Annotated in this window: 9 protein-coding genes; 3 read left to right on the top strand and 6 right to left on the bottom strand. The window is 53.8% G+C overall.

Annotation, left to right across the window (positions count from 1 at the left end; genetic code table 11):
- Window positions 1–120: 120 nt before the first annotated feature.
- On the bottom strand, window positions 121–549 hold the full coding sequence (locus tag J4377_RS14345) for a hypothetical protein (protein ID WP_319618655.1): 429 nt from the start codon (window positions 547–549) through the stop codon (window positions 121–123).
- A gap of 217 nt (window positions 550–766) precedes the next feature.
- Here J4377_RS14345 and J4377_RS14340 point away from each other — a divergent pair, with 217 nt between their 5' ends.
- Entirely contained in the window at window positions 767–1,699 is a 933-nt protein-coding gene (locus J4377_RS14340; RefSeq protein ID WP_198348923.1) for an alpha/beta hydrolase, read from the top strand.
- A 6-nt stretch (window positions 1,700–1,705) separates the two neighbouring features.
- On the opposite strand, the gene J4377_RS14335 is transcribed toward J4377_RS14340, so the two are convergent.
- From J4377_RS14335 to J4377_RS14320, 4 genes are read right to left on the bottom strand one after another with little or no spacing between them, the layout of a single operon-like run.
- Window positions 1,706–2,425 carry a response regulator gene (locus tag J4377_RS14335; RefSeq protein WP_038477812.1) on the bottom strand — a complete coding sequence of 240 codons (720 nt, stop codon included), beginning with the start codon at window positions 2,423–2,425 and terminating at the stop codon, window positions 1,706–1,708.
- A gap of 16 nt (window positions 2,426–2,441) precedes the next feature.
- On the bottom strand, window positions 2,442–3,866 hold the full coding sequence (locus J4377_RS14330) for an ATP-binding protein (RefSeq protein ID WP_038477808.1): 1,425 nt from the start codon (window positions 3,864–3,866) through the stop codon (window positions 2,442–2,444).
- On the bottom strand, window positions 3,866–6,964 hold the full coding sequence (locus J4377_RS14325) for an efflux RND transporter permease subunit (protein ID WP_253486019.1): 3,099 nt from the start codon (window positions 6,962–6,964) through the stop codon (window positions 3,866–3,868). The genes J4377_RS14330 and J4377_RS14325 overlap by 1 nt, the downstream gene beginning before the upstream one ends.
- Window positions 6,961–8,163 carry an efflux RND transporter periplasmic adaptor subunit gene (locus J4377_RS14320; protein WP_253486018.1) on the bottom strand — a complete coding sequence of 401 codons (1,203 nt, stop codon included), beginning with the start codon at window positions 8,161–8,163 and terminating at the stop codon, window positions 6,961–6,963. The genes J4377_RS14325 and J4377_RS14320 overlap by 4 nt, the downstream gene beginning before the upstream one ends.
- Window positions 8,164–8,381: 218 nt before the next feature.
- Here J4377_RS14320 and J4377_RS14315 point away from each other — a divergent pair, with 218 nt between their 5' ends.
- Window positions 8,382–8,990 (top strand): TetR/AcrR family transcriptional regulator, encoded by a 609-nt coding sequence (locus J4377_RS14315; RefSeq protein ID WP_038477800.1) that lies wholly within the window; start codon window positions 8,382–8,384, stop codon window positions 8,988–8,990.
- On the opposite strand, the gene J4377_RS14310 is transcribed toward J4377_RS14315, so the two are convergent.
- Window positions 8,987–9,790 carry a helix-turn-helix transcriptional regulator gene (locus tag J4377_RS14310; protein WP_253486017.1) on the bottom strand — a complete coding sequence of 268 codons (804 nt, stop codon included), beginning with the start codon at window positions 9,788–9,790 and terminating at the stop codon, window positions 8,987–8,989. The two genes, J4377_RS14315 and J4377_RS14310, sit on opposite strands and share 4 nt — an antisense overlap.
- A 167-nt stretch (window positions 9,791–9,957) precedes the next feature.
- Between J4377_RS14310 and J4377_RS14305 the strand changes: the two genes are divergently transcribed.
- A complete protein-coding gene (locus J4377_RS14305; RefSeq protein WP_253486016.1) occupies window positions 9,958–12,141 on the top strand; it encodes an OsmC domain/YcaO domain-containing protein in 2,184 nt (727 codons plus the stop codon).
- Window positions 12,142–12,355 lie beyond the last annotated feature (214 nt).

Genomic DNA, 12,355 nt, shown 5'->3' with positions numbered 1-12,355 from the left:
GCTCACTTCAAGTCGACGGGAAGCTTTCAGACCCGCGGATAAAGCGCTTTTCAGGAGTATAGAAACAAAAATGCCCGGCTAGGCCGGGCGTTAGAGCAGGGTTTGACGTTTAATAAACGCTTACTCTGCCGCACTTTCCTCTGCAGGTTCGCTGTGGTGTCCACGACGCTCATGATCGCGCTTGCCATGAGCTCCTTCACCCTGGCGACGCTCGCCATGTCTCTCAGCATGCATCTCGCGCATGGCATCGCGCAGAGTTTGTTGCTCTTCTTCGGTTAGGATCTCGGCCACCTGTGCTTGGTGCTCTTCGCGCAGCGACAGCATGGCATCACGGTGTTCAGCGTGTGCTTCGTTTAAGGCAGTTTGCTGCTCTTCGCTTAAACCGGCGCGTTGATAAGCTTCTTGGCGGTACTCTTCCATGCGTTCCTGCATTGCTTCGCGGTCAATACCTGCACTGTTGTGGTGACCGGCATTGGCACTGACGGCTAAAGGCATAAGTGCAACGGCAAGTAGTGCAGGAGCAAATAATTGACGTAATGTCATGTTCATAATAGACCTCGAAACGTTTTAAAAAGTGGCAGTTTATCGATGTCAGTATCTAGGAGCTTGGTGTAAAACGTTTGCACAAAGTGTGCAACAACCGTGACCTTATTTTAGCTTACACGGTCACAATCACTTGGGTGGGGGCTCACTGGATTTAAGAACTGGATTTAAGAAGACCTGTGATTAAAAACTGTATTGAGGGGGGAGTATTGAGGAATTTTACATGCTGGATTTACGTATTATGCGTCGATACCTGGGCGTAAGCGCGCTGACTCTCTTGATGAGTGGCTGCGGTGCAACGCATCAAGCCAGCCAGGGCCTACCTGCCATTGAGCAGGGGATGCTGAACACTCCGCAGACCTTTACTCGACTACCTTCCAAACGTTATACACCTGATGATTGGGCACAAACATTGAGCGCCCAGGTGCTATTGCCGAATGCGTCAGACGCAGAGCGTCGACCAGCTGCACTCATTGTGCATGGCGGTGGCTGGCGCAACCGTGGACCTGACGACATGGAGGCGATTGCTGAGCAGTTAGCAGAGCAGGGATATGTGACAGTGAATATTGAGCACCGCTTTGCTCCCGAGTACCGATTCCCTGAACAGCTACATGATTTGCAACAGGCGATGAGCTGGATTCACAGTAACGCTGAGCGTTGGCAAGTGGATACTGACCGCATCGTGGGCGTTGGCTTTTCTTCTGGCGCACATTTGATAAGCCTGCTTGCCTTGGCTGGCGATGAAGGCCCGCTTGGCGACCCCTATGGTGGCGAGCACACAAAGCTAGCAGCGGTGTTGGTCGGCGGTCTACCCAGTGATCTGCTGAAGTTTGATGACGGCCGCTTGGTGGTCGACTTTATTGGCGGCACCCGCGCCGAAAAACCAGAGGCCTATGTGCTGGCTTCACCTGCGCGGCAAATCACCCCTCAGGCACCACCGTTTTTTCTGTTTCATGGCAGTTGGGATCAGCTAGTGCCCGTTGATCACGCTACTGACTTCTATCAAGCACTCCAGGCTCAGGGCACTGAAAGCGAGCTTTACTTACAGCGTGGCTACGGTCATTTTGCCAGCTTTCTGCTGCGTGGTAGCGCCATTGACGCGGGAATCGCCTTTTTAAATCGCCAAGTTCAGCCACCGATTGTAGAGAGCAAATAGACGGGGTTATCCCTCAGGCTGATATTTATATCCAACCCCGTAAACGGAGCGAATAATCTCTAGCTCGGGGAGTGCTTCATGGATTTTTTTGCGTAGCTTCTTAATGTGGCTGTCCACGGTACGCTCCGAGACAATGCGATTATCCCTGTACATGTGATCCATTAGCTGCTCGCGACTGAAGATACGTCCCGGGGACTGCATCATGACGCGCAATAGTTGGAACTCTACGGCAGTGAGGCCAAGGTCGTGCCCATTGGCAAGCGCCTGCCAGCCCTCTTCATCGAGTGTCACTGGTGCTTGTGGGGTGGTGTCGGAGGCGTCATCGACTTGCGCCGCGGCTTGGCTGCGGCGTAATACGGCTTTTACGCGGGCAACCACTTCGCGGGGGCTAAAGGGTTTGCAAACATAGTCGTCTGCACCTAGCTCCAAGCCCAGTAAACGATCAACTTCCTCGACTTTCGCGGTCACCATAATAATGGGTAAGTTAGGCCAGTGTTGACGGATTTCTCGACACAGCGCTAGTCCATCTTTACCAGGGAGCATGACATCTAGCAGTACTAATGCAGGAACGTGCTGGGTTAGCCAGGGCATAACGTCGTTGCCGTTGGCAATTATTGTCGGAGCAAAATTATTGTTTTCCAGGTAGTCCGCCATTAAGCGGGCAATTTTAGGCTCGTCTTCAACAATGAGCAGTGAGGCGTCTTGGGATGAATTATTCTCAGACATAGTCAGCTCGCTTAGATTAAGAGGCAATAAATAGCGGAAAGCGCAGCGTCCATTTCAGGCCGCCTAGCTCAGAAACGCCAGGTGAGAGTGTTCCGCCATGGGCATTGACTAACGCGCTAGCAATAGAGAGCCCCAGCCCGCTGCCGCCACTTGCGCGGTTACGTGAGCCTTCCACGCGGTATAGGCGTTCAGTTAAGCGTGAAAGCTCGTTTTCAGGCACGCCTGGGGAACTGTCTTCCCAAGTAATCACAGCATGGTTAGTCTCGCAGGTTAATGAAACCCGTAGCTCTCCTGGTGGTTGTGTATAGGCGCAGCTGTTATCCAGCAGGTTATTCCAGAGCTGGCGTAGGCGTTGGGCATCCCCTTGTATCATGATGCCGGGGGTAAGCTGGCTTGACAGTGTCAGGCCGCTCTCTTCTAGCCAGCGGTCGGCATCGGATAAACGGCCTTTCAAGCTTTCGCTAAGGTTCATTGGCGCTAGCTGAATATCTAATGCGCCTGCATCACTTTGCGAAAGCAGCCTCAAGTCAGTGACTAACCGTTCCAGTTGAGACACTTCTTGAGCCAGTGAGCTAAGATTTTCCTGGTTTAGCGGACGAATCCCATCCTGCATCGCTTCGATTTCACCACGCAGGACTGCCAACGGGGTACGTAGTTCGTGCGCTGTGTCTGATACCCATCGTGCTCTGGCGTCACGGCTAGCTTCTAAGGTGGCCGCCAATACGTTGAAATCGCGTGCCAAACTGGAAAGTTCATCTCGGCCGCGTTCTGGTAACCGAGTGTGATAATCACCTTCGGTTAAGCGCAATGTTGCGCCCGCCAATGCTCGGGTGCGTCGGCCTAGCCACCAGGAAAGCCCTCCTGCCAGTAACAGCGATGCTAACCCAAGAGAAACAACAATAAGCACCAAATTGCGCTGCTGGCGCTCTAGGAAGCGACTTTCCATGCGCTCCATCATATCTTGCGGAGGACGAAACCCCAGTTCTCCAATCGCTTCATTGTTGCCGCTTGAGGTCACGTCGCTATACAGGGTGAGCCACCGCCAACCGTTTGAGCCGCGTGCGCTCTCAACAGGCGGGACGACGAAGCGGCCATCGCTATTGCGTAAAGCGAAGTCCTGAGCTTCGCCGAGAGGAGAAGGGCGATCACGGTGTGCCTGGCCAAGCTCAAAGCGCACAATATAGGGCCAGCGCTCTGGCGATTGCTCCAACCACTCCCAACTGCCTTGGGTTTCCCAGCGAGTAATTAGCCCATCCGCCAGCAGCGTAGCGCGTCGCTCTTGGGCTTGATTGAGATATTCTAAAAAGCCGCGATCGATGCTGTAAGTTACTGCTAAAAAAACGCTCGCTGCAATGGCTACGTTGACGCTTAAAATCGCCACAAAAAGCTTTAGACCCAGCCGAGAAGGGCGCCACTGGCGCAGCGAAGCGAACAGTTTCATTAGCTGGCTCCCTCATGGCTTGGTTGGGGTGGTTTGTTGAGTCGTTCGCGCAGGTTTTCTAAACCCAAATAGAGGCAGGGCACTACCAGCAACAAAATAACCGTGGCGAATAGCATGCCAAACCCTAGTGAAATAGCCATGGGTATCATAAAGCGCGCTTGGCGAGAGGTTTCTAGAATCATTGGTGCCAAGCCTAAAAACGTGGTGAGTGTGGTCATCATAATCGGCCGCAGGCGGCGGGTCGCCGCGGCGACAATCGCTTCGCGGGCATCCATGCCCTCGCGACGCTTACGGTTAGCATAATCAATCAGAACCAGGGCATCGTTAATTACCACGCCCGAAAGTGCCAGCATACCAAGTAGGCTAATAATCGATAGTCCGAACCCCATTAGCATATGGCCTGCAACGGCCCCGACAATACCAAACGGAATAGCGGCCAGTACCAGCAGTGGCTGAAAGTAACTCCGGAAAGGAATGGCCAATAATGCATATAGCGCGGCCAGCATTAGCCACATGGCGTTGCGAAGTGTGGCTAAATTGTCGGCGGTATCTTGCTGTCGACCGCCCATGCTCACTTCAAGCCCTGCCCAGGTATTGCTAAGCGTGGGGAAAACATCCTCTTGTAGCGTGGCGAGCACCTGGTTAATTGCTTGGTCGCCTTCCGAGTCTGCGGTCACTGTAATGATTCGCCGGCCATCGATACGCTGAAGACTGCTAGAAGCTTGGCTTAACGTAATATCTGCAACGCGTGACAGCGGAACGCTTAGGCCGTCGGGGGTCCGGATCGGCAGCCGATAAAGCTCATTGAGGCTATCGCGATCTTGTTCTGGCAGGCGTACCTCAACGCTGACTTCTCGGCGGCCAATAAATTGTTCTATGGCTGTGGCACCCTGTAGCGGGCCGCGTAGCGCCTGGGCTAGGTCGCTCCCCGTTAGCCCTAACGCGCGCCCTTCAGCAGACAGGCGCATTTCAAGCTGCGGTTTGCCGTCTCCCAGTCCGCTGTCGATATCGGTTAACCCATATTCGGCCAGTTGTTCAGCCAACTGCGCAGCGGCCGCCTCTAACACTTGGGTGTTTGGGTGGGATAAACGCAGGCTCAACGCTGCACCACTACCGGGGCCTCCGAAGTCTGACTCAAAGCGCACTGATTGCGCGCCGACTAAGTCGCCCGTTAAGTCGCGCCACTCCTGGGCAATTCGAGATGGAGGCCAGGCATCTAAACTTTCTCTGGCGATATCCAGGCGCACTTGCAGGTTCTCACCATCCAGGCTGCTGCGGGTACTGCTAAAGCTGAGGGTTGCCTCGCGTTCGCTAAGTTGCTCGGCGGCATTGAGCAATTGTTGGCTTAGTTCGCGGCTAACGCTAATGTTACTGCCAATCGGCAGGGTAACGCTGGCTTGTACTTGGTCCGATTCCACTCTGGGCATAAGTGAAAAGCCAAGCCTACCGCTCATTGCCCAGGCAAGCGTGACACATAGCAAGGCGACGCCTAGGGATACAGTCAGCAGGCGTTGAGTAAGCGCGCGCTGTAAAAACGGTTCAAACTGCTGGTAAGTAAAGTGATGCAAGCCCTTTTGCATGCGTAGACGAACAGCTTCTATAGGGCGTTGCCATACGGGTGTCTGGCGGGGTTTGCTGGCGTGGGCGAGGTGGGCGGGTAGTATAAACAGAGCTTCCACCAGAGAAATAATAAAGACCGTGGTAACGACCACTGGCACGGTAGCAAAAATAAGCCCTAAAAAGCCGGGTAAAAACAGTAGTGGCAGGAACGCAACAATATTAGACAGAATCGCAAAGGTAAGCGGTGTGGCGATTTCTTGAGCACCTTTCACCGCGGCATCGCGCAGTGAGTAGCCCTGTTCCCGGTAGCTGTAAATATTCTCACCGACCAGAATGGCATCGTCCACGACGATGCCAAGGGCAATAATAAAGGCGAACATCGACATCATATTGAGTGAGACGCCAACCCATGGCAGAAACAGCATTGCACCCAAAAATGCCGTCGGGATGCCTAGCGTTACCCAGAAGGCCAATCGTGCCTCAAGAAACAGTGCCATCAGAATTAGCACCAGTGCCAAGCCCATCCAGGCGTTTTTTAGCAGCAGGTTTAGGCGGTCTTCATAGATTTCTGAGCTATCTCTGGAAACATCCAGGCGTATCCCGTTGGGCAGGTTGTCGCGCAGCCGCTCCAGCTCACCGTAAACGGCTTGGGAGATACTCGTCGGCGTTTGATCACCAATTTGATAGATATCTACCGATAAGCCCTGCTCGCCGTTGTAGAACTCCTCGCGATCGGTTTCAGCAAACCCTTCGCTTACGCGAGCAATATCGCCCAGTACAACGGGGGAACCTTGGGCAGTGGTGAGAATAGGGAGCGCGGCAAACTCGTCCGCACTGTTGCGGCGTCCCTGATAGCGAATCAACCACTCGCCTTCGGCGGTAGTTAGCTGGCCACTGGCGAGGTCGAGCGCTTCTTCAGCAATTCGGCTTGCAAGCTGTTGATGGTCTAACCCAAAGCGCTCAATGGCTTCTTCATCCAAAAGCACCTGGATTTCACGTTCCCGGTTGCCGGAGAGCTCTGCACGGGAGATACCGCTAGTAGCCTGTAATTCTGCGCGCACATCCTCAGCGGCGTCATGCAGTGCGGCTAAGCCCACTGAGCCATACACCTGCAAGCTCACCACGCTGCGAGAGCGGCCAGCCAGGGTAAAGCGCGGTGGATCTGCTGCGTTAGGCAAGGTGGTGATGGCATTCACGGCTTGCTGGATATCCTGATAGGCCCGCATCACATCAACACCGTCGATCAGCGTGGCGCTGACTACGCCGCTACCTTCGCCAGCGCTGGCGGTTAATTCATCGATGCCTTCCACATCGGCAATGGCAGCTTCAACTGGTAGCAGCAAACTTTGCTCAACATCTTCCGGTGTGGCACCGGGATAGCCGATGCTAACTTGGATGATTTCCGTTTCAAATTCCGGGAAAACCTCTTTCTTGATGGCCAAGGATGCCATTAAACCGCCGACGATAAACAGCACCATCATCAGGTTAGGGGCAACGCCATGGTCGACCATCCAGGCGAGTGGGCCACGGCGAATCATGGGCTTTCCTCATCACTGGCTGGCGTGTCGCCTCGCTGGCGAATGCGGACTTGTTGGCCTTCACGAGGTTGAGCCAAGCCAGCAATAACCACCCGCTGTCCGGGTACTAAACCGCTGCGTACCAGCGCCGTTTCCTGCCCGCGGTAGGCCAGGGTGACATGGGTGCTGCGTAGGCGATCTTCATCATCTACCCACCATACCTGCTCGCCGGGACGCAATGCTGAAGAAGGCAAGGCGATGAGCGGCTCCTGAGCTGTGCTATGAAAGGCAACACGTAGAACATCGCCAAGACGCAGCGCAGGGCCATCTTGCTCTAGCGACAGCGGGTCATTCACGGCGATCAAAAGCTGCGCCTGTAAGCCGTTCTCTTCCAGGTTTGGCAGAATAGAAATTAAGTTACCTTCTCTGCTTGCTCCTTCCGGCCAGCCTTGACTGGTAAGCGTGACGCGGCTGCCCGGCGTTAGCCAACTCAAAATATCTCCCGGCAACGAAGCGCGAACCCAAAACTGCTCGACACCAACCAAACTGAGTACTTCAGTACCCTGGCTTAATAGGGTTCCTGCGCCAACCAAGCGGTCTTGTACCATCGCTCGCCAAGGGGCAGCTAACGTGGCACGCTCAAGATTAAGCGCTGCTTGGTCTCGCACCACGCGTGCTTGTGTTAGTTGAGCTTGAGCTTGGCGTAGCTGTGGTTCACGTAGCACCAGTGCACGGCGCTCAGCACTGAGTTGGCGGCCAAAAGATTCATACTCACTTCGGGCGCGCTGTTGCTCCGCTTGTTCTAGTGCTAACTGCGCCTGAGCATTGGCTAATTGTGCTTCAGCATCTTCGAGAATCAGACGTAAATCGGCCTGATCGATATAAGCAACCGGCGCTCCTTGTTCGACGACCTGACCTGGTAGAACGCCTTCGCCAAAGCGCTCTAGCTGACCAGCCACTCGACTGGCTAACATGGTGGATTTCTCAGCTTCTACACGACCAAAACCGTTAAGCATGGGCGCTTGCAGGCGCTCTTCAGCCGTCATGATATCCACTAAGGGTGGCGCGGCGGGCGGTGGCGGGCGGCGTTCAACGCGAGGCGGCTGGCTGATAATCCACCAAGCCAAGGTTAAGCCGCCAACGAAAACCAGTAGTGCTGCCAAGGCTCCGAAACCGATACGGCCTTGTTGAGAAGGTGCGTGAAAGTGAGAGGAGGTCATTACCGCGCGGCATCCGTTGGCTGAGGGCGAAAATTCCAGAGAAAATGGCGTATCATGCTAGCATCACCGATACGCAAGCAATGATTAGGTAAACAATGTGCAAATAGCGTGCAACCCGTTAAGCATCGCTGCAGCGTGCGGTTTAACCGCTGACGGGCATCACAATACCTGTCATTATTATTTTGCAAAGCACTAAATTCACTGGTTAATGTGACGTCATGAAAAACACCGCCACTCGCGATAAGTTAATTGAAACCGGTGCCGAGCTGATTGCCCAGCAGGGCTACAATGCGACGGGTATTAATGCCGTCTTAAAAACCTGTGGTGTGCCTAAAGGATCGTTTTACCACTACTTTTCCAGCAAAGAAGATTTTGGACTGGCGGTGATCGAGCGCTTTGCCAGTCAGTATGATGAACGCTTGGCAACACTGTTTGAAGACGCTTCGTTGCCGCCGTTAGAGCGCATACGGCGTTACTTCGCCACAGGGCGTGAGCATATGTTGGACTGCGACCACACCACTGGCTGCTTGATTGGTAACCTGGGTCAGGAGCTTTCGGGGCAGAGTGACACCTTCCGTGATGCACTTAACTTGGTGTTCCAGCGCTGGGAGAAGCGTTTAGCCGTCTGCCTGAAAGAAGCGCAAAATCAGAATGATATCGATAAGGCAATTGTTCCAGAAGCCCTGGCTAGTTTTATATTGTCGGGCTGGGAAGGCGCTATATTGCGCGCTAAAACGCTTAAGTCAGTCGCTCCTATGGAGCACTTTGAGTCGATTTTATTTGCCCATGTGCTGGCGCCATCAGTGTCCTGCGAAGCAAGCCGCTAGTGACGTGCGCGAAAATGGTGCTCTCCGCTAGCCACATCATTGCACACGGCTGCCAGCAGCGACTCATCGAGTGACGGGTCGTCCAGTGACAGCAGGCCGCACTGAGCCAACGCAGACCGTAAACTTATCTGTTCATCTAAACGCTGGTAGACCACTCGCACACAACAGGGCATACGCTCACTGTTATCAGCAACCCCCATTTTCAATCCGGTTAAGCGTGTGACTTGGCTTTGGAAGCTGGGAAACAGAATAGTTTGGGTGATTTCATGGCCATTGAGGGTCTCGTGGTCAACCAAAAATAGTCGGTCTGCAAGTTTAACGGCAGTTCCTACGTACCGGTTATGACAGGGCCGCTTTCCCAGAGCGACTTGCATACGCTCGGTGCGCTGGTACACCACACCTCCTTCTCTGGCTTCTAGGCACACCAACGTGCGCATCAAATGCCCAGGGCGCGACATTGAGTGGTAAAGCTCGAAGTAGCGACCTAGATAACGCTCCATACCTTCGCTACCCCGCTGAATCAACGCATTAGGCCAGGGTAGTGTGTTCGGTGAACTATCTGCGTTGAGCTGGCCGGTTTGCACCAGCGCACGGAAGTCGTGGTGAGGCAGCGCAATATCTTCTGGCGTTACCCCAAAAAAGTGACAAATACGCTGCAGCGCGGCGTGGCTTGGGTAATAGCGACCGCTGAGGTAGCGGTTGAATTGAGCACGGTTAATGGATAAGCGGCGGCAAACGTCCGCAATAGACGGATAGTAGCTGCATAGCAGGCGTAAGTTGGCCACAAAATCATCATGCATGGGGGCGGTTTCAGCGTTCTCAGTAAGCGTCGGTGCGGCTAATGTGACGCTTCGAGCCTGTCAGTGCAATGCTTCCCAAGACGAAGCGGGTAAAAAACTGGATAATGGCCGCCATCAGCCTATGGCCCCAAGACCTTCAGCACATTTATCTATCCGGATGCCCTCTCATGGAAATCAAAGTTAACTATCTCGACAACCTCCGCTTAGAGGCCAAGTTCGACGATTTTACGGTTATCTCCGACCAGCCGATTCGCTATAAGGGCGATGGCTCGGCACCTGGGCCGTTTGACTACTTCCTGGCGTCGTCTGCCATGTGTGCGGCCTACTTTGTAAAGGTGTACTGCAACGCCCGGGATATTCCTACCGAAAATATTCGCCTGTCACAGAACAACATCGTTGACCCGGAAGACCGCTATAAGCAGATCTTCAAAATCCAGGTCGAGTTGCCGGAAGATATTTCTGAAAAAGATCGCCAGGGCATTCTGCGTTCCATTGATCGCTGCACGGTTAAGAAGGTGGTCCAAACCGGCCCTGATTTTCAGATCGAGACGGTAGAAAACATCGACGAGGACGCCCAGGCACTGCTGATGGGAGCGCCGGAGGGCAGTGCTACTTATATTCCAGGCAAAGACCTGCCATTAGAACAAACCATCGCCAATATGAGCGCGATGCTGGCTGACCTGGGCATGAAGATCGAGATCGCCTCCTGGCGCAATATCGTGCCCCACGTCTGGTCACTGCATATTCGCGATGCGGCTTCACCGATGTGTTTCACCAATGGCAAAGGGGCTACCAAAGAGAGTGCCCTGTGTTCGGCGCTGGGCGAGTTTATTGAGCGCTTAAGCTGTAACTTCTTCTATAACGATCAGTACTTTGGTGAAGAGATTGCCAACAGTGATTTTGTTCACTACCCCAATGAGAAATGGTTTCAGCCGGGGCCGAACGGTGAACTTCCCGTAGAAATTCTCGACGACCATTGTCGCGATATTTACAACCCTGAAGGCGAGCTGTGTGGCTCGCATCTGATCGATACCAACTCGGGACGTGAAGACCGCGGCATCGTCTCGTTGCCCTTTGTGCGCCAGTCCGATAATGAGACGGTCTACTTCCCCTCCAATCTGATCGAAAACCTGTTCCTCAGTAACGGTATGAGCGCGGGCAATACCCTGGTAGAAGCCCAGGTGCAGTGCCTGTCGGAAATTTTCGAACGGGCGGTGAAGCGCGAAATCCTCGAACAGGAGTTAGCTCTGCCGGATGTACCGCAGGACGTGCTAGCCAAGTATCCAAGTATCGTAGAAGGCATTAACGCCCTGGAAGCCCAAGGGTTCCCGGTGTTGGTCAAAGATGCCTCCATGGGCGGGCAATTCCCGGTAATGTGCGTCACCTTAATGAACCCGCGTACCGGCGGCGTATTTGCTTCATTTGGCGCGCACCCGAGCTTTGAAGTGGCGCTGGAGCGCAGCCTAACTGAGCTTCTGCAGGGGCGCAGTTTCGAAGGATTAAACGATCTGCCACTGCCGACGTTTAACTCGCAAACCGTTTCTGAACCCAACAATTTTGTTGAGCACTTTATTGACTCTTTTGGCGTGGTTTCCTGGCGCTTCTTTAGTGCCAAGCCCGATTTTGAATTCAGTGAATGGGATTTCTCTGGCAGCAATGAGGAAGAGGCCGCGACGCTGTTTGGCATTTTTGAGGAGCTGGGCGCTGAAGTGTACATGGCGGTCCACGAAGACCTAGGCGCACCAGTCTGTCGCATTCTGGTGCCGGGTTACTCCGAGGTGTACCCCATTGAAGATTTAATCTGGGATAACACCAATAAAGCGTTGGACTACCGGGAAGATATTCTCAATTTACACCGCTTGGATGACGACCAGCTCACCGACCTAGTCGAGCGGCTGGAAGAGAGCCAGATGGATGACCACGCCGATATCATCACGCTGATCGGTATCGAGTTTGATGAGAACACTGTGTGGGGGCAGCTAACGATTCTAGAGCTCAAGCTGCTGGTTTACCTCGCGCTGCAACGCCATGAAGAGGCGCTGGACTGCGTGCAGATGTTCCTGCAGTACAACGACAACACCGTCGAGCGCGGCCTGTTCTACCAGGCGGTAAACGCGGTGCTGGAAATTGTGTTGGATGATGAACTGGAGCTTGAAAATTATCTGCATAACTTCCAGCGCATGTTCGGCGAAGCGACCATGGCGGCTGTCGTAGGGTCGGTAAGTGGCGAAGTACGCTTCCACGGCCTAACGCCGACTAACATGCAGTTAGAAGGTCTGGAGCGCCACCAGCGCTTGATCGAAAGCTATAAGAAGCTCCATGCGGCGCGAGCGGCGAAAGCGATTAAGTAACAAGCGAGCCTCTATCGGGGTGTGTCAATATAGACTTGAACGAACGGTGCGCAGCCTTAAAAGGCGCGCACCGTTTTTATGTGATGCACTCTGGTGCAGCCGCTGATGCAGTGAGTGCACACAACTGCATCGCTGCGCCAAATTTAATTCCTCCCCATGCTTGGTAAAACGTTCTCCGCGGCGCGGTTTTAAGAAGCGCGAAATAAAACGACGC

The sequence above is a fragment of the Halomonas sp. XH26 genome, assembly GCF_024138895.1.
Classification (GTDB): domain Bacteria; phylum Pseudomonadota; class Gammaproteobacteria; order Pseudomonadales; family Halomonadaceae; genus Vreelandella; species Vreelandella alkaliphila.
The sequence above is the reverse complement of the archived record's forward strand: the minus strand, read 5'-3'. Positions and strand labels throughout refer to the sequence as shown.